The sequence below is a fragment of the Cryobacterium sp. Y50 genome, from assembly GCF_002929805.1.
Classification (GTDB): Bacteria; Actinomycetota; Actinomycetes; order Actinomycetales; family Microbacteriaceae; genus Cryobacterium.
On record NZ_PJJM01000101.1, the window covers coordinates 86,993 to 104,535 of the forward strand.

Genomic DNA, 17,543 nt, shown 5'->3' on the forward strand with positions numbered 1-17,543 from the left:
ATAGGGTAACGCGCCATGAGATGCCGCGACGGTGACGTCCTCAGGACCAAAATTATTCGTCCCAAGGCATTAGGTCACACGCCCTAAACGCTCAAGTAGTTGCGCGGCAATGGGCGTTGGGGTCGCGAGCGTCACCCGCGCCCAGCCCGGTGCGCCGAACGCCGCGCCGTCGGCGACGATGACCCTGGCTTCGCTGCGCAAGGTCGCAACCGTTACGTGCCTGGCGAGGTGGCGCCAGACGAAGTATCCCGCCTGGGGCGCGGTCTGTCCGGCTGCGACCAGCAGGGCATCTGTGCGCCCGAGATACTCGATCAGATCGCGGCGCCATGGCTCGCCGTGACGATACGCCGCCGTCGTCGCGACGGCGCCGAGAACGGGAACGCTGCCCTCCAGACGCGGTTCGCCGCGGTGCCATTTTTCGCACTCGGAGGCACTTGCAAAGATCATTTGGGCACACTTCAACCCCGAGAGGTTCCAGGTCTTCGACGCCGAGACAATCGTTGTGGTGTGAGCTGATGCGCCGGGCGACGCGGCGTAGGGCAGGTGCGGCTGGCGCGCGAGCGGGGCGTGAACCTCGTCAGACAGCACCCGCGCGCCGTGCCGCTCCACGATCTCGGCGAGCTGCGCCAGGTCGGCCGCGTCGAAAACCGTTCCGGTCGGGTTGTGCGGATTGCACAGGATGACCAGACGCGCGCCGTGGCGAAGGGCGTGTGCGGTGCGGGTAAGGTCGAGCCGCCCCGCCGGCCCGAGCGGCACCTCGACGATACGACGTCCCACCTTCCGAGTGGCGGCTGCGAGCGGCGCGTACGACGGCGTGGTGACGATGACGGCCTCGCCCGGTTGCGTCTGTAGCTCGACCAAGCGCTCCACGGCGTTGATGAGATCGGGAACGATCGCAATCCGCCCCGGATCGACCTGCCACGACCGCTGCGCGGCGAGCCACTCGCTGCAGGCGGCGGCGACGGCGGCGAGCTCGCGAGCCGTCACGTAGCCGTAGCGCTGCATCGACATCACCCGATCGCGAATGACGGGGGCCACCCCGAGGTCCATCTCCGCCAAACCGGCGGCGATCTCACCGTCGCGGGCGTCTGCCCAGCGCCGGCTGCCGGCGGCCCGCAGGTCGCCGAGGGTGAGTCGGTCTAGGGCGTCCGGATCGAAGCCCGACGCTGTCATGCGATGTACGCCCCGCGGAGGTGCGCCAGTTGCTCGCGGGTCAACCCGTGGGTCAGCACCATCTGTTCCACGCTTCCGTACTCTCGGTCGACCGCATCCAGCAAGCCGGAGAGTAGGGCGGGTGGTGAGGAGATAGCGCGGTGCGCGGCGGATCCCGGGAGGTCGGTGGGATCGATGCCCCGAAAAAGGTCGCGGAGGTAATCCTCACCGAGTCTGTCTTGGGAGAGGGCGTAGTGCGCGAGCACGGCGCCGCGGTCCAAGCCGAGCACCTCGTGCACGAGGGCGACAACAACGCCGGTACGGTCTTTGCCAGCCGTGCAGTGCACGAGAATCGGCACGTCACTGTTGTTGGCGACGGCGCCGACGGCCGAGACGAGCGATGGCGCGAAGCGGTGCAGCATGATCTCGTAGAGCTGCTCCAGGGAATCGAATTGCAGCGTCTGCAGTTCGTCAGCGAACACCGGCATGGACAGAATTGTTCCGGTGTATCCGGTCCAGGGAGCGTGCACGCGTTCGCCCTCATCGCGCAGGTCGATGATGACCTGGATACCCTGTGCCGAGAGAAAATCTTGGATATCCGTGAGCAGGCCGAGGGGAGCGGCAGATCGCATCAGCCGTCCAGGCCGCAGGTTCCCGGCGGGAGTGTTCATGGTTCCGGCATCGCGGAAGTTGTGCAGGGGGTGGAGCATGGTCATAGGATCTTGCCGATCGTTTCGTGGTGCTGGGGCAGAGCGGGAACGCTCGCGAGCAGTTCACGCGTGTATGGATGCTGCGGGTCGGCGAGCAGTTCGGTGGTGGCGCCGAACTCGACGATGCGACCGCGGTGCATGACGACCGATGTGTGGCACAGGTTCTGTACGATGCCCAGGTCGTGGGAGACAAGCACGAGCGTGAGGGCCTCATGCTCGGCGAGCCGGCGCAGCAGTCGCAGAATCTGCGCCTGTACCGAGACGTCGAGGGCGCTCACCGGCTCGTCGGCCACGAGCACCTCGGGACGTGGCCCGAGCGCCCGGGCGATAGCGACGCGTTGCCGCTGGCCGCCCGACAACTCATGTGGAAACCGGCGGGCGAATGAGGGGTCGAGTTCGACCGCGGCGAGCAGTTCTGCCACGCGCGTGCGCACGGGCACTCCCCGGTGCAGTATTCGCAATGGCTCGGCGACGATGTCACCGACTCGCATTCGGGGGCTCAATGACGCGAACGGATCCTGCAGCACCAGCTGAACACGGCGACGGAGGTCCCGGGCGGCCTGGCCACGGAGGTCGTGCACGGGAGTCCCACGGTATTGCACGACCCCGGCCGTCGGCGGGAGAAGCCCGAGCATGATGCGGCTCAGCGTCGTCTTGCCCGAGCCGGATTCGCCGATGATGGCGAGGTGTCGACCGGCTTCGACGCTCAATGACACTGGGCCCAGGGCGTCCTCGGCGGCGCCGCGGTAGCGCTTGCGTACAGCGTCGACGGTGAACAGGGTGCTCATGCGGTCGCCGCCAGAACGATCGGGCGAGTGTAGGTAGTGGCGTATGCAGCGTCGATCAGCGCGCGAGTATAGGGGTGCGCGGGCCGACGGAGCAGATCGTGAGTGCTGCCCTGCTCGACCACTCTGCCGCCGCGCATCACTACTAGGCGGTCGCAGGTCGTCGCCGCCACAGCGATATCGTGCGTGACCAGCAGCAACGCGGCGCCGGTCTCGGCCACGCGCCCGCCGAGCAGCTCAAGGATATGTGCCTGCACCGTTACGTCGAGTGCGGTCGTGGGTTCGTCGGCGAGCACGAGAGCCGGAGCAGCTGCGGTCGCCATCGCCACGACGACCCGCTGGCGCTGACCGCCGGACAGTTCGTGGGGAAACCGCCGCACGATGCGCTCGGGATCAGGCAGGCCGACCCGCGCGGCGAGGGCGACGGCAAGTTCGTGCCGGCGGTGCCGCGACAGCCGGGCTCGGGCGCGGAGCGTACTCGTGAGCTGGTCGCCGATGCGGGCGAGAGGATCGAGGGCGCTCTGGGGCTCCTGGAACACGCAGCCGAGCTCTGCTCCCCGCAGGGCACGCATCCGTCGATCGTTGGAACCCAGGATCTCCTCGCCGACCAACCGCACGCTGCCGGTCGCCCGTGCAGTCGCCGGGAGCAGGCCGAGCGTGGCCATGCAGGTGAGCGACTTGCCCGAGCCGGACTCGCCGAGCAGACCAACTCGTTCCCCTCGACCGACGTCTAGGTCGACGGAATCGACGACGGTGTGCCCGCCGATGCTGACGCTCAGCTTGCGAATCTTGAGAACGCTCATGGGGTGCTCCTTCTGGTTCGGGGATCGAGGATGTCGCGCAACCCATCGCCGAGGAGGTTGAAGCCGAGCACGACGATGACGATGCAGAGGGCCGGCGCCAGGAGAACTTCGGGCCGGGTCATGATCTGCGGCTGCATCTCGGCGAGGGTGCGGCCCCATGACGGGGTCGGCGTGGGTGTGCCGAATCCCAGGTACGACAGCCCGGCTTCGGCGAGGGCAGAGCCTGCGAGTATCTGGGTGAGACGAACGACGATGGTCGAACCAGCGTTGGGCAGCACGTGGTGCAGCATTATGCGGCCGGACGAGGCGCCGGCGGCGGTGGCCAACAGCGCGTAATCGCTGGATCGTGCTCTCCGCAACTCCGGCGCGACCGTGCGTGCGACGACGACGGAGGCGCCAAGGCCGACCGCAACAGCCGCCGTCCAGGTCGAGGAGCCGAAGCTTGTGACCAGGATCACGGCGAGGATGAGTGTAGGGAAGGCGATCATGATGTCGACGAAGCGCTGAAGGAAGGCGGAGAGCATTGGCGGAGTGAGCTCGATAATGGCGGCCAGCGGGAGCCCGAGGGCCGCTGCGACGGCCGTCGCCAGCAGCGCTGATCCGAGGGTCACTTGCGCCCCCACGAGAAGGGCGCTGAAAGAGTCACGCCCGAGCGCGTCGGTGCCAAGGAGGTGCGACGCCGAGGGGGCGAGCCAGCCGGCGGCGGGGTCGACGATGAGCGGGTCGTGCGGGGTCCACAGCAGGGACGTAAGGGCCGCCGCGACGACGACAGCCACGAGCAGCACTCCGACCAGGCCGCTCGGGTTACGCAGGAGGGCGATCATTTCGAGCCTCTCAACCGGGGATCGATAAGGGTGTAAACGATGTTCAGCGCGATCGTGACGATCATGATCACGCTGGTCAGAGCGAGCAAGGTGCCCTGTACGGAAACGATGTCCCGGTTTCCCACGTCTTTTAGGAGCATCTGTCCGATGCCGGGGAGCGCGAATACCTGCTCGATCAGCACCGAGCCCATGAGCAGGCCGGCCAGCTCGAGCCCGACGATTGCGACCAAGGGAAGAGCGGCATTCCGCAGGCCCTGCCGCATCAGCACGGAAGGGATCGACCAGCCTTGGGCGCGCGCTGTGCGCACCCACTCGTCTGCGACGATGTCGATCGTGGCCGACCGCACGAACCGCACGAGTCCGGCCGTGAGCGGAATCGCCAGGGTGATCGTGGGCAGAATCAGTGAGTGGATGGCGCCGGCCGGGTCCGCCCACCGGTCTGGAGGAAAACCCTGCACCGGCAGAACGCGCCATTTCACGGCCACGACCGTGACGAGTGCCAGGCCGACCGCGAAAACGGGCAGGGCGACGCCGAGCTGAGTTAGTGCGCCGATCAAATGGCCGTACCACGTGCGGTGGCGGGCGCCGGCGATCATGCCGAGGGGGAGGGCGACGAGCACGCTGATCAGGAGCGCTGCCACGCACAGCGGCACGGTCACCTGCAGCTTCTCTCCGATTTGGCTGGCTACGGAACGGCCGTCGAGCATGGAGTCGCCGAGGTCCAGGCGCAGGGCTCCGAACACCCAGTCGAGGTACTGCACGGCCACGGGCCGGTCCAGACCCAGCCGTTGCTCCAGAAGCGCGACCTGGGCGGCAGTAGCCTCAGGCCCGGCGAGGATTGCCGCAGCATCACCTGGCAAATAGTGCAGGGCGAGAAAGATCAGCAGGCTCGCGGCCAGCAGAGAGGCGACGAGTACGCCGACCTGTTGAGCCACGGCGACTGCCAGACGCTGCGCCCGCGAGCGGGCTGCGGGCGCAGCGTCAGTCGCCGCCACGCAAAGAAGCGGGGCGGCCACTGTTAGTTGACCGCGGTGATGCTGCTGACCGGAAACCTGTTCGCGATGCGGTCGACGGGGTAGCCGGACACGTCGGTGGACGCGACGACCATGGTCTGCGGAGAATACAGCCATCCGCTTGCCGCGTCTTCGGCAACCAGCTTGGCCAGGGCGGCCATCTTATCGTCGCGCTCGTCGGTGGTGGCAGCCGATTTGGCCTCCGACGCGAGCCGTTGTGCTTCTGCGCTGTCGTAGTTCCAGTAATACGAGGGGTTTCCGTAGTAGCTGAGAGTGGTCGGGTCGACGTGAAGCACCATGGTCAGGTCGTAGTCTTTCTGCTTGTACGCGCGCTCGAGCCAGGTCGAGAACTCGACCGTGTCGATCGCGACCGCGATGCCGATCTCGCCGAGTTGGGCGGCGATGTACTCGGAAATCTTGGTGTCGTAGTTGTTCGCGACGGTCAAAGTGAACGCGAGGTCGGTCGGAGCTATATCGGCGAGCAGCTCTCGGGCTCCGTCGGGGTCGTAGGCGTTGATCTCGGTGAGGTCGGAGTACCACGGGTCGCTCGGCACGGCCATCGAGCCGACCTCAACTGCATTGCCTCCGATGACCGTGATCAGGCCAGCCTTGTCGATGCCCATGTTGATCGCGCGGCGCACGTCGGCGTTCGCGAGCACCGGATTCGCGTTGTTTATGCCCAGGGTCATCCAGCTTGTTGACTCGCCAGCGGTGATGAGCACAGAGTCGTCACTCTCGAAGAAATCGAGCGTCTCGGCCGATGCCGCCGTGAGCACGTCGATTTCGCCCGTGGAGAGAGCGTTCATTGCGGTGGTCGCCTCGGTGATGTAGTGGAGGACGACGGTCTTGTTCAGTGGCGCTTCGCCCCAGTAGGCGTCGTTGCGTTCGAGCGTGATCGTGGAGCCCTTGTTCCACTGGGCGACGGTGTACGGCCCGGTGCCGTTGGTGGTGTTCGCCCGGTCGGTGTCGTCGCCGTCGGCGACGATCATGCCGGCCGAGGTGATGCCCAGAGTGTCGAGAAAGTAGATATCGCGGTCGGTGAGGGTAATTTCGATGGTGTCTTCGTCGACGGCAGTGACGGTGTCGACGAGTGCGATGCGCTTGGCGTCGGGGTTCACTGAGTCGGTGCCCCGTGCGGCGTCGAGCGAGGAGACGATGTCGCCGACCTCCACGGCGGAGCCGTCATGGAAGGTCGCGTCTCCCAGGGTGAATGTGTAGGTCAGCGCGTCGTCCGAGACCGTCCAGTCCGTCGCCAGAGCAGGCAGGTAGTCGCCGCTGGATGACTTGGCGATGAGTCCCTCGTAGACGTTGCTGATCAGCAACTGCTGCAACGCCGCACCCGAGGTTGAGGTGATGTCGAGGTGATGTCGAGGTTGGTCGGTTCGAGGGAGAATTGCACGTCGATGGTCGCGTCGGCGTCGGACTCCGCGGCGGCGGGAGCCGCGGAATCGGCGGCGGGGCTAGTCGCGCAACCGGTGATGACCAGGCCGGTGAGAGCGAGGGCGGTGATCGAGAGAAGGCGGCGCATGGGATACCTTTCAAATGCACGCGTGTGGGCTGCGTCCAGAGATTTTTAGGACATCTATACATATAGACCTCTTGCGCGACGTTCGGGTAACCTGCAAGTGAACGAAAGGATTTTGATGCTCGCCACTCCTGGCAATCAACCTCTCTACCGGCAGATCGCGGCTGATTTGTGGAATCGAATCCGTACCGGAACGCTGCGTGCCGGTGAGCAGATGCCGAACGAGACGGCGCTCAGCGAGGAATTCTCGGTCAACCGGCTCACCGTTCGCCAGGCGGTCGCGGAGCTGCAGCGGGTTGGTGCGGTAGAGATTCGCCGCGGTATCGGTACTTTCGTCACCGAACCGCCCGACCTCATCGAAGTCGTCTCAATGCTTCCGGTACGCGCGCAGCAGAGCGATAGCACTCATGACGCGCTCAGTGCACGGGGCCCGTCGGCCGTATCAGGCGAGCCGTTGCGCAGCGTCATCGAACAGGTTGAGTCCTTCGGCCTCGCGAGCGGCGTCGATGCGGCAGTTGCTGCGCGGCACCTCGACAGCGGGCCCGCTGATATCTACCGCCTGGACACCACCATGATCCGGGACGGACGGCCATGGATTTTGAACAGCTACTGGCTACCGAGTGATTTTGCTGCCGCGGCAGAACACCTGCCTCAGTACGGCCTCGTGGTGCATGCCCTCAAGTTGGGCCTCGGGTTTGACCTGCACTACCGGTGGCGAGCATTCTCCGCCAGCGCCGCCGATTTTGACGAGGCTGCGCGGTTGAAAGTAGCCGCCGGCAGCCCGTTGCTTGTGCGCGACGGCGTAACCGCCGTCGCTGATGGTCGGGCGGCCTTTTTCGTGAGACGCCGCATGCGCGGAGATACCGCGAAGTTCGTGTTGCGCTACGCCGAATGACCCTGAGCTTGAGGTGCTGCTTTCAGCCGGCATCAGCGATGATGCGCGCGACGATGTCGGAATCGAAGCGGAAGACCTGACGGCCGTCGTCTGCCGTGCCGGCGTCGACAGCGGAAAACGGCAGCACGCGTGGAGTCCCACCGTCTCGAGGCAAGCGGATGATGCTCGCTCCGCTCCCGGTGAACGCACTCTCGGTGCCGGCCTCGCCAAAGATATTTCCTAGGTTGCAGACGCCGGCCGAAATTACGACGGGTATACCCGCGAACTGGTCCACCATCGGGTAGTGGTAGTGGCCGGCCAGAATGAGGCGCACGTCACCCCCGCTGAGGGCGGCCTGCAACTCTTCGGGATTCCTCAGCTGCAGAGCGCCAAGCAACACTGTCTCCGCTCTGACGGGTGCGTGGTGCAGAACAACGACTGAGCCATGTGCGGAGGACTCGGCCAGAACATTTCGGAGCCAGAGTAATTGCTCAGGGCGGAGGAATCCGTAGCCCTTGCCCGCCACGGTGGTATCGAGAGTGATGACGCGGAGCCCCTCGATTGTTGACACGCCGTAGATGCCGGTTGAGGTGGCGCGGTCCTGCGACCGGTCATGACCGTTGCCGAGGATCTGGCGGAACCCTTCGGGGCGGTCATGGTTGCCCATCGCGTAGATAAGAGTGGCGTTGTGTTCTCGTGCCCACGGCTTCAGCAAGCTTGTCAGCAGAGCGTAAGACTCGGCCGAACCATCGTCGGACAGATCCCCGGAGCAGGCGATCAAGTCAACCCTGCCGAGAGAACTCGCCCGCCGGAGTACTCGCTGCAGAGCGACGCTGTTGTCGACGCTGCCGTAGTGAAGGGCGGAATCTTTCATCAAGTGGGTATCGGTGAGATGGAGGATGACGAATTCAGACATGGAGCTCACAGAGTTCGGAAGTGGCAGCTGACGCACCCATCCTAGGGTGGCCGCGTATCCGTATAGCGACCGCCGTTGGTCAAGGCCCTGCAAGTTGACCTCTGGAAATGACCAGCGAAAGGTGGCTCTCCTGGCTCTCCTGTCATTTCGTGGGTTAGTGCTGTCCGGGCAGCACCGGTTTGTGGCCGCTAAAGCAGCGGGTGGCGCGGGTGGTGAGGGCGATGAGGGCGTGGGGTCATTTGAAGCCGAAGGCGAAGGCGATGCGATCATGAGGCTGGTCTTGGTGTTCATGGACTCGACGCGGACGTTGGAGAGTCCGTGCTCGATTGGTGCGAGAATCGCGGTGCGGTGCTTCACGGGGCTTTCCTGCAGTTTCATAAAGGACAGGATGCGGCAGCGGCGAGCCCATCAGACTTTCCATCCTGCTCAAACGGTCGAACTGTCGCATGGCGAGAGTTGTGACGCGGTGCAAGGTACCCGACTGACGAAGCCGGGATGGCTCAATTCGCTCGAGGATGCAGGAACCTTGATTGACGTCCGGGTCGGCCGTGAGCAGCTCATTGTCGATACCGACTTCTTCGACTGCAGGTGAGTCCGGATATTGAAATGCGCCCAGGAGCGTGGCAACATCTGAACGGAATTGCAACGGGTTATAGGTAGTTCAAGTGATTGAAAAACCGCGTAATCATGCGGATCCGAGGGCGGATCCGCCGTCTGATTGGGTGCGCATTAGGGTTCAAATCCCACCGGAACGTTAGCGTCGCTCTTCTCGCAAGTCGTGGCAGGCCAGACGCATTGACGAGACAAAACGACCCTGCACAATTGCAGAGCCGCATCACGTCGGCCGTGGATATTGTCGGTGACCGGACGTCGACCGCGTTTGATCGAGGCATGATTCAGATGGGCCGGCGCAGCGGGCTCAGGTAAGGCGAAATCGGGGAATCGATCGGTCGCAACAAGTCCGTGGTCTGGCGGGAGGTGAACCGGAATATGGGTGCGGATGGTGTGGATTGCGCGTCGGCCTCGCATACGAAAGCGCAGCAGGCGCGGCATAGACCCAAGCCGTTGAAGCCGGCCCGAAACGAGCCGCTCTGCAGCCTGATCGTGGTCTGGATGGACGACGTCTGGAGCCCGAAACTGATCTCCAGCATGTTGGTGTTCTACTTCCCCGAGGATCAGACTAAGCAAGAGAGCCACGAGACGATCTACCAGGCGTTGTATGTGCAAACGCGCGGAAGTCTGCGGGCAGACCTGGCCGAGAAACTCAGTTTGAAGCGGAAGAAGCGGGTGTCGCACAGCGCTGACCGGCACAAAAACAGCCCCCATAAGGACGCACTCAAGATCAGCGGGCGGCCATTCCCAGTGAGCCGTTTATGCGGCAAGGCGATCTCAGCCATACCCGCCACCCGAGGGTGATCGACACACTACGACAGTCCCGAAATCACCCACCACAACAACGTAAGGAAGGGGACCTCATCATCGGCTGTGACGGGACCGCGATTGGCACCCTCGTGGAGCGCTCGACCCGGTCTGTGATCCTGCTTCACCTGCCCGTCGATCACAGCGCCCCCACGGTCGCTGCGGCGATGATCCGCGAGATGGGTGCTCCAGTGCGTCTCCGCGAGGCTGAATTGCCGCCCATACCCGACGCTCGACCTCGAGACCGCCGCGCACCGCCTCAACCAGTTACTCCTCCAAGCAAAAACCCCGCGTTGCCCTGACCGGTTGGCTTTGCCCACGGCTGGGTGAACGAAACTCACGGCTCAGTGAAGCGGATGTCCGGTAAATTTTCGGATCACAGCCGAATCACGCAACGGTTGCCCCATTTTAGGTTGGCGTCAAGGGATCGAGGTTCATCCATCCGCTTATCGACCTGAGGCGTACCCATCACCGACGAAAGTCGATGGCCGTGGAGCCCGTGCCGATGCGATTCTGGTGGGACCATGCGCATCTCGATCATGCTTCCGTTCATCCCAAGGCGGTTTTCGTCAACGCACAAGTTCGCCGCGCTCGTCAGCGAGGGCATCGCCGCGCGTCTGTGGCAGGGACAATCCCTCATCGCCGAGCCGCATCACGTCGCCGTCGACCTGGCAGCCGCCGGAATAAAGATCCCGATCGGGATCGGCGTCAGCTTGATGCCGCTACGGCACCCCTTCGAGGCGGCGCTCCAGGCACGCTCGGCGGCCCTCGCCCTCGGCGCCGACGTGATCGCCGGGTTCGGCCCTGCCGGGCGCTCATTCCAGCAGTCCTTGCTCGGCCAACCGTATGCCAGCCCTCTCACCGCGACGACCGAGTACGCGCGAATCGTCCGCGGATTGCTCGACGGTGACGAGGTCGACATCGAAGGTGAGTATTTCACGATGCGAGGTGCGCTGCCGCTCGCCGGAACGGCGCGCGTCGCCGTGGGACTCGGTGTGCTCCGCGCTGGCATGGCGCGGGTCGCGGGCGCGACGGCGGACGCTGCGATCACGTGGCTCACGCCGCCGACCTACCTGAGTGAGACGATCGTGCCGGCCCTCGACGCCGGCGCCGACGGGCAGCGCGCGAGACCGCGGTTGGTGTCGATGGTGCCCATCGCGGTCGCCCGTCAAGGTATCAGCGGACCAGCGGTCGCGCTGTCGTCCAATCGCCCACACCTGACCCTGCGGCATTACCAGGCGATGCTCCGCACGGCCGGGATGCCGGTGTCGGCAAACGCGACGGAAGACGATGCAGCGCACCTCATCAACGGCGGGTCGTTCCTTTACGGCGATGTCGAAGACATCGCTGCGGGCATCGCTGGTTACGCCGCCGTGGGCGTGGACGAACTCGTGCTGAATGTGACGGGGGTCATGAACACAAGCGGACCGCAGGCGGCGCTGAATGATCTGCGTCGCGTCGCGGAGGCGGTCGGCGGCTCGACGTATCAGGCCGTCGGAACAGACTCGGCCGCGCGGACCGGCTCCCCGCCGAATCGCACCACGGTCTGATCGATGAGGGCGAGCTGGCGCGTGTGCACTTCGCGGAGTCGTCGCTTGATGCGATCGGCCAATCCTCGCGTCGCCGACCAGACGGGCAGCGACAGCTCGATGAGCCCTGCACGCTGAAGCAGGTGATACTCGCGGAAGGCCGTGGAGAAGTCCGTGCGGTCGGTCGAGGCAAGAATGGCGTCGATGCTGCCCGCCGAACCGCACGGGAGCACCAGCGTGCCCGACGCTTCCAGCGACTCAAACCAGTCGGTGACGTCGGCGATCGCCGCGGCTGTCAACTGCGTCGAGGACTCATCGCCGAGCAGCTGCCGGCGGCAGGCGTCAGCGTCGGCCGGTGTGCGGAAGAGTCCGACAGGGATGCGATGGGGCCGGGTTGTCGAATACCGGCGGGTCGAGGGATCCTGCAGCAGCCGCACGGTCCGGTCGACGACCGTGGCGAAGCGACCGCCGTCGTCAACCAGCCGCATCCACAGGTCCCAGTCCTCAAGACCCACGCCGATGCGCCACCCTCCCGCGCGTTCGAGAGCTGTCGCACGAACGACGACACGGGACGGTTCAAATAGCGGCCCGAGCTCCTGGATCTGCTCGTGCCACACCATCTCGAGGTGGTTGGACCCGGCGACGACGACTCCCGTGGCATCGACATGCTCGTATCCGGATGCCACCGCCACTGCGTCGGAGGTCGCGAGCACGCCCAGGGCCGTGGCGAGGTGACCGTCGTGCCACACGTCGTCGTGATCGAGATAGGCGACCAGCTCTGCCGTCGACGAGGCGGCGCCGATGTTGCGCGGCTCGGCGGGATGCCCGTGCCGGGAACCCTGTCGGAGCACGCTGATCCGGTCGTCCTGCTCAGCCCAGGCATCCGCGACGGCGGCGGTGTCGTCGGTCGACGCGTCGTCGACCACGATCAGCTCCCACCGGGCCTCGGTCTGCGCTACCACCGATGCGATCGTCTCATCGAGCTGGGCGCCGCGGTTGTAAGTGGGACATACGACGCTAACGAGCGGTCTCATCGGACGGCGACACCCGCTCGTGCCGTGTGCCCGGGGAACTCGAAGCCCGCGCCCGCCATCCCTTCGAAGGCCGCGATGAGTCCCGCCGCGCCGGTCGCCCAGTCGGCCGAGAGCTTGAGGGAGTGATCGCCGAACGGAAGCATCCCGTCGCTGAACGGCACCACGCCGAGCATGCAGTCCTGCCGATGGCGCTCGAGCGTGCGCGCGACCGAAGTCGGCATGCTCTCGCCGCGCCACAACTCCGCGAGCATCAGCCCCGCACCGGCTCTACCCCGAAGGAGCCCGACGTGGGGTAGCAGGCCGCCGGAGAGCACGCCATCGGGTCCGCGGACCTGATCGACGATCTGCGCCCACCGGGGGTCGTCGTCGACCTGCTGGAGTCTGCGTGCGACGAGGGCGATCCCGGGGCTTCCCGCCGCCAGCGCCGGTTGCTGCCATGCGCCGCCAGAGGCGAGCGGTGCAGTGGGCGTCCACCTCAAGAGCTCAAGGTCTCTGTCGACTTCTGCCATGGCATCAGCAGACCACTGCGCATCGCCCGTCGCCTCGGCCAGCGCGAGAAGGAAAAGCGCCCGCCCTGCGCCACCGTGCAGTAGGCCCGCCAACCCGGCGGGCGGCGGCGTGCGCCGCTCGCGCAGCTCGGCCGCGAGGAAAACGGCACGCTCCGTCGACGCCTCGCTGCGGTCGTCGAGGAGGGCGAGGCCCAGACCAGGGATGCCGCGCCACAGGGTCGCGTCGAGCTTGTCGACCGGGAAGCCCGCGGCGCGGGCGAGCGCGGCGTCGGCGTCTTCGTGTGCCCCGAGCGCACGAAGGACGAGACCGACACCCGCGGCGCCCTCGAACAGCCCGGGGCCGATGAGGTCGTTGCCCCGCAGCCGCGCGACCAGCCAGTCGACGTGATCGTCGGGCACCGAGTATCCCGCACGATTCAGGGTCCAGAGGACTCCCGCCGCGCCGAACGCGAACTCGATGCCCCCCGTCGGGCTCTGGAACTGTGCAATGTCGCCCGGGTAGAGCCGGTCGGTTCGCTCGGGGAGGGCCGAGGCGAAAGTGCCCGCGGCGAGCCGGTCGCGAACATCCGCGGGTTCGCTTTGGACGAGAGGTGCGTCGCCCCACACCGACATCAGGAGGCGGCGAGAGGGTTCGAGGAACTCCTCGGCGTCAGGGAACCGTCGGACCGCCGCGTCGAACAGCGCGGGCGTCAAGGTCGGAGACCAGACGAGCGTTTCGGTCATCGGCAGGAATAATGCGAGACGAAGGTTGGCGAGCGCGAACTCGTCGACCCGCACCCCGGTCCATGCCGCCGGCGCACGGAAGCCGGGTGCTCCGATTCGCTGGGCGCGATCTTCCTCGACCGGAGAGGCGGCCTCGAAGTCGATAAAGCCGACCTCGTCGTCCTCGTCGACGATAATATTGCCGGGATGAAGGTCGCCGAACACGACCCCGCGCTGATGCATTGCGTCGACTCCCGCCTCGACCTTGGCGAACACCGCCTTGGCCCATTCGACGTAATCAGATGCGCCGAGGACGCGCGCTCCGGGGAGGGCAGGGTTCATCCGGTGCATGACCACGCTGAGGGGTGCACCCTCGACATACTCCCGCGCCAGGAACTGGTGCGCGTGACCTCGGCGGAAGTCGACGAGCCGCGGCACGCCCGGCACGCCTGCCAGGAGTTCGAGCGCATCGCGCTCCATGATGAGCCGGTCGACGGCGTCGACATCCGCTTCGTCGATCCCAGCGAAGGGTCTCGCCTCCTTCAGGATGACCTTCAGACCGGTGCGCGTGTCATCGGCGAGATAGACGCCGCCGCCGTTGGAGAAGTGGATGGCCGACTTGACGATGAAAGGGAAATCCTCCAGCGTGCCGCGCGCGCGAGCCTCCAGAGCCTCGTCGAGGAAGTCGGGAAGTGGAGCCCACTCGGGGGGATGGAAGCCCGGTCGGCGCTCGTCGGGCACGAGCGTGCCGTCGGGAGCTTCCATACACGGAACCTGCTGACCCTGCTCATTACGGCCGAATCGCAGCACGAATGCGCCGTAGCGCACGTACAGCGGCCCTTCGCGCCAGCGCAGATCGGACAGAATCGACGGACCGGCCTCGCCGCCGATCTCGCCGTCGAGGTCGTTGAGGATCGTCTCGAGCTGACGTTCGTCGGCGGGGTAGATCGTAATGAACTTGCCGCTGCCGCCTCGGTCGCCATATTTACTGTTGCGGCGCCCGAGCGTGCTCATGCTGTGCAGGAACTTCACATCGATGCGGTGCTGCGTGCAGTAGGCGAGCGTCCGGGTCAGCACACGGCGGGCTGTCTCCGTCGTCGCTGACACATGGATCTTCCAGCCCTGCGTCGGCAGCTGCCCACCCGGGACGCTCCATCCGCACCACTCCCGGTTGACGTCCTTGCGGTATCCCTCTGGCGGCGTCCCGGCGAACTCGACGAGGTCCTCGCCGGCCGACTGCGGCGGCTCGTAGAACGGCGAGTGGGCACCCGCATATGCAATGTAGTGCAGATCCATCGGTTATCTCCTCTTCACAGTCCGTTGGCCACGAGCGCCACGAGCCACCGCCACAGGGGCTGGTCGTCGACTCGAATGGATGCCGCACCCTGCGACGCGCCGCCGGATTCGACGTCGATGAGTGGGAGCGTCGTGGTGGGGATCATGAGAAGGTCCTCCTTCACCGGAAAGAGGGTCGAGAACGGTCGCATCTCGTCGATGGGGTCGCCCTCGCCCACGATCGCCCGTCCAATCGGCGTGCTGAGCGCGATGCCAGAGGTGCGCAGTTCAACAACGGTGCCGGGCTCGAGCTGGCTCGCATCACTCGACGTCGGGAGCACCAGCTCGGTCGAGTCGGACGCGCGCAAGAATCCGCCCGCCATCGACTGCGGCATGGGCAGAAATGCCAGGGCCGCGCTGGCGACGACGGAGACGACGAGAACCACGATTCCCATGCGCACTCCCGAGGCGCCCGCCTCCCGTGCCTCCGAAACGGACTTCGCGATCTCCTTCCCGAGTCCGAAGATCGCCACCGCGATCAACCCGAGGATCAGCATCGACCCGAGCACGCCGAGTCGCTGCATCGTGTCGAACCAGATGAGGAGGGCATTCACCACGAGGAAAACAGGGAAGAGCAGACATGCGAAGCCGAAAGGAATCGCCCACGGGAGTCGGGGGAGCTGACGCGGCGGGCGCCGGCCGAAGAACACGCGGGCCAGGACGCCGCGCGCGTCCGCCATCGACTTATCGCGCAGGTGCGTGATGTCCACCCAGCTCATGAGGGCGATGTATCCGTCGAGCTTGACGAAGGGAATGGTGTTCATGAGGCATGCGAGGAGGGTCACGATGGCGAAGACCGTCAGCCCAGCCTTCGCGTCGGGGGAAAATGGGAGGAGGGACGCGAGCGCCGCAGCGCTGCCAATCGTTCCCTGGACGAGGATTCCTGCGAGCGCGACGTGGACGCGCTGGCGTGACTGCGGCAGTCGCCACCCATCCGACACATCGCAGAAGAAGGCGGGCATCAGGTAGAAGAGCATTACACCGATGCGCCGGGGGCGGCCGCCGTACGACGCCAGCACCAGGCCATGCCCGAACTCATGCAGCGCCGTGGCCGCGAGGGTTCCGAGGAAAATCCCGAACACGGTCGCGTACGGCACCGGTGACGACAGGGCGGTCATAACCTGGGCGGGTCTGACGACGAGAGACAGGATGCCGAGGGCCACCGCCGCCGCCGCGATCACCGACGCGGGCGTGCGCGCGAACGGGATCCATGATGCGACGTGGCAGAGGATCCGGCTCGGGTTGAAGAGCGTGAGCTGCACAGTCAGCGGCGGCACGAACCTCACCACCTCTTGGCGGGGTCGGGTCTTCTCGCCCTCGGCTCGAAGCACGTGCGCGTCGCCGAGCGACCGGATTGCCTGATCCACATCGGCGGCCGTCCATGGCTCCCCGAGGTCCTGCAGGATCACTTCTCTGGTGCGAGAGCCGTCCACGAGGTCAGCAAGCCTCGCGAGGTCGCCGGTGAGCTTGAAGTATTGGTGCGTCCCGCGACGCAGGAACCAGGACTCCCCTTCTGTGGGCGGGCGGTGCAGTTCGACCCCGGGCGAGAACGTCGGCGGCTCGATGAGCGGCCGCTCCGCGGGCCCCTTGCGTTGGCCGAGCGACATCCGAGGCGCCTTAGCCGCAGACTTGGTCGTCATGGCAGATCCTTTCGAAGGAATCGCGAGCCGCCGAAGGCAATCGCTGCAGTGATCCAGGCGACGGCGATGAGAGCCGCGAATGGAACCGGCAGAAGCTCCGGCTTGGGGTCGAGGTACAGCGACGACAACGCGATCGTGAACAGTCCGTTCGACGCCTCCGGCCAAATCTGCTGGAGACCGGGATCGACGAGCAGCGTCAGGCCGACCACCATCAGGATCGCGGTGAGCTGGTTTCGCACCGCGAGGCCGAGTCCTGCACCCCACAGAGCGCTGAGCACGCAGCACATCACGACACCGACGAGTGTCCACGTCGCCTCCGTCGACCAGGCGGGATGTTCGTCGAGGACAAGAGGCAGGATGACCGCGCTTACCGCGCCGCCGACGGCCGCGAGCACACCGAAGCATGCACCGAAGAACACGGTAACAAGAAGCTTCGACGCCAGGACACTTTGCCTTGTTCCCGCGAGGAGCACCGTGCGGTTGATCACGCGGGAGTCGAACTCACGGGCGACATACATCGCGGCGAAGACGCCAGAAAACAGGAATACCATCATCCAGGCGCGCACGATGTCGTCCACGACGGCCACGGGCTCCTGGCCCGACTCGGCGCCCACGACGGCGTACCCGTACGCGGTCACCGCGCTGAGCACGACCGCGAACCATGCCAGCAGCACGAGCGACCTGCTGTGGCCGGCCTTGATCATCTCGCCACGCACGGTCCCCGAGAACGAGGAACGGTGCTTCGTGCGCTCACGCAACATGGTCTCGGTCAT

General features: G+C 65.8%; 16 protein-coding genes and 1 pseudogene. 3 read left to right on the forward strand and 14 right to left on the reverse strand.

Annotated features, from left to right (window positions below; genetic code table 11):
- Positions 1-69 precede the first annotated feature (69 nt).
- Genes CXY73_RS16795 through CXY73_RS16830 form a run of 8 tightly spaced genes read right to left on the reverse strand, consistent with a single transcriptional unit; the run spans position 70 to position 6,815 of the window.
- Positions 70-1,173, reverse strand: coding sequence for an aminotransferase class I/II-fold pyridoxal phosphate-dependent enzyme (locus CXY73_RS16795; protein WP_104178349.1), 1,104 nt, complete (start codon positions 1,171-1,173; stop codon positions 70-72).
- Complete coding sequence (locus CXY73_RS16800) at positions 1,170-1,868, reverse strand: tyrosine-protein phosphatase (protein WP_104178350.1); 699 nt, start codon at positions 1,866-1,868, stop codon at positions 1,170-1,172. The genes CXY73_RS16795 and CXY73_RS16800 overlap by 4 nt, the downstream gene beginning before the upstream one ends.
- The gene (locus CXY73_RS16805) at positions 1,865-2,650 is read right to left on the reverse strand and encodes an ABC transporter ATP-binding protein (protein ID WP_104178351.1); all 786 of its coding nucleotides are present in this window, start codon (positions 2,648-2,650) and stop codon (positions 1,865-1,867) included. Before CXY73_RS16805 ends, CXY73_RS16800 begins: the two co-directional genes overlap by 4 nt.
- Positions 2,647-3,450 carry an ABC transporter ATP-binding protein gene (locus CXY73_RS16810; protein ID WP_104178352.1) on the reverse strand — a complete coding sequence of 268 codons (804 nt, stop codon included), beginning with the start codon at positions 3,448-3,450 and terminating at the stop codon, positions 2,647-2,649. Before CXY73_RS16810 ends, CXY73_RS16805 begins: the two co-directional genes overlap by 4 nt.
- Complete coding sequence (locus CXY73_RS16815) at positions 3,447-4,274, reverse strand: ABC transporter permease (RefSeq protein ID WP_104178353.1); 828 nt, start codon at positions 4,272-4,274, stop codon at positions 3,447-3,449. The genes CXY73_RS16810 and CXY73_RS16815 overlap by 4 nt, the downstream gene beginning before the upstream one ends.
- Entirely contained in the window at positions 4,271-5,290 is a 1,020-nt protein-coding gene (locus tag CXY73_RS16820; RefSeq protein ID WP_199185413.1) for an ABC transporter permease, read from the reverse strand. Before CXY73_RS16820 ends, CXY73_RS16815 begins: the two co-directional genes overlap by 4 nt.
- 2 nt (positions 5,291-5,292) lie before the next feature.
- The gene (locus tag CXY73_RS16825) at positions 5,293-6,618 is read right to left on the reverse strand and encodes an ABC transporter substrate-binding protein (RefSeq protein WP_158254152.1); all 1,326 of its coding nucleotides are present in this window, start codon (positions 6,616-6,618) and stop codon (positions 5,293-5,295) included.
- Positions 6,603-6,815 (reverse strand): hypothetical protein, encoded by a 213-nt coding sequence (locus CXY73_RS16830; RefSeq protein WP_104178355.1) that lies wholly within the window; start codon positions 6,813-6,815, stop codon positions 6,603-6,605. The genes CXY73_RS16825 and CXY73_RS16830 overlap by 16 nt, the downstream gene beginning before the upstream one ends.
- 115 nt (positions 6,816-6,930) lie before the next feature.
- Here CXY73_RS16830 and CXY73_RS16835 point away from each other — a divergent pair, with 115 nt between their 5' ends.
- Complete coding sequence (locus CXY73_RS16835; protein WP_104178356.1) at positions 6,931-7,707, forward strand: GntR family transcriptional regulator; 777 nt, start codon at positions 6,931-6,933, stop codon at positions 7,705-7,707.
- 22 nt (positions 7,708-7,729) lie between these two features.
- Here CXY73_RS16835 and CXY73_RS16840 read toward each other — a convergent pair whose 3' ends face one another.
- Together CXY73_RS16840 and CXY73_RS22975 are read right to left on the reverse strand one after the other, a co-directional pair.
- On the reverse strand, positions 7,730-8,602 hold the full coding sequence (locus tag CXY73_RS16840; RefSeq protein WP_104178421.1) for a metallophosphoesterase: 873 nt from the start codon (positions 8,600-8,602) through the stop codon (positions 7,730-7,732).
- A 154-nt stretch (positions 8,603-8,756) separates the two neighbouring features.
- A pseudogene (locus CXY73_RS22975) lies at positions 8,757-9,010 on the reverse strand (transposase); the annotation flags it as partial.
- Positions 9,011-9,592: 582 nt separating this feature from the next.
- On the opposite strand from CXY73_RS22975, the gene CXY73_RS16850 reads away from it, so the two are divergent.
- Together CXY73_RS16850 and CXY73_RS16860 are read left to right on the forward strand one after the other, a co-directional pair.
- Positions 9,593-10,018, forward strand: a complete 426-nt coding sequence (locus CXY73_RS16850; RefSeq protein ID WP_104178357.1) for a hypothetical protein — start codon at positions 9,593-9,595, stop codon at positions 10,016-10,018.
- Between the two features lie 527 nt (positions 10,019-10,545).
- Positions 10,546-11,571 (forward strand): LLM class flavin-dependent oxidoreductase, encoded by a 1,026-nt coding sequence (locus CXY73_RS16860; protein ID WP_199185414.1) that lies wholly within the window; start codon positions 10,546-10,548, stop codon positions 11,569-11,571.
- Here the strand turns inward: CXY73_RS16860 and CXY73_RS16865 are convergent.
- From CXY73_RS16865 to CXY73_RS16880, 4 genes are read right to left on the reverse strand one after another with little or no spacing between them, the layout of a single operon-like run.
- On the reverse strand, positions 11,508-12,584 hold the full coding sequence (locus CXY73_RS16865; RefSeq protein ID WP_104178358.1) for a glycosyltransferase family A protein: 1,077 nt from the start codon (positions 12,582-12,584) through the stop codon (positions 11,508-11,510). The two genes, CXY73_RS16860 and CXY73_RS16865, sit on opposite strands and share 64 nt — an antisense overlap.
- Positions 12,581-15,091, reverse strand: a complete 2,511-nt coding sequence (gene lanKC, locus CXY73_RS16870; protein WP_104178359.1) for a class III lanthionine synthetase LanKC — start codon at positions 15,089-15,091, stop codon at positions 12,581-12,583. The genes CXY73_RS16865 and lanKC overlap by 4 nt, the downstream gene beginning before the upstream one ends.
- A gap of 14 nt (positions 15,092-15,105) precedes the next feature.
- On the reverse strand, positions 15,106-16,770 hold the full coding sequence (gene mpaP, locus CXY73_RS16875) for a daptide biosynthesis intramembrane metalloprotease (RefSeq protein ID WP_104178360.1): 1,665 nt from the start codon (positions 16,768-16,770) through the stop codon (positions 15,106-15,108).
- The gene (locus CXY73_RS16880) at positions 16,767-17,543 is read right to left on the reverse strand and encodes an ABC transporter permease (RefSeq protein ID WP_104178361.1); all 777 of its coding nucleotides are present in this window, start codon (positions 17,541-17,543) and stop codon (positions 16,767-16,769) included. The genes mpaP and CXY73_RS16880 overlap by 4 nt, the downstream gene beginning before the upstream one ends.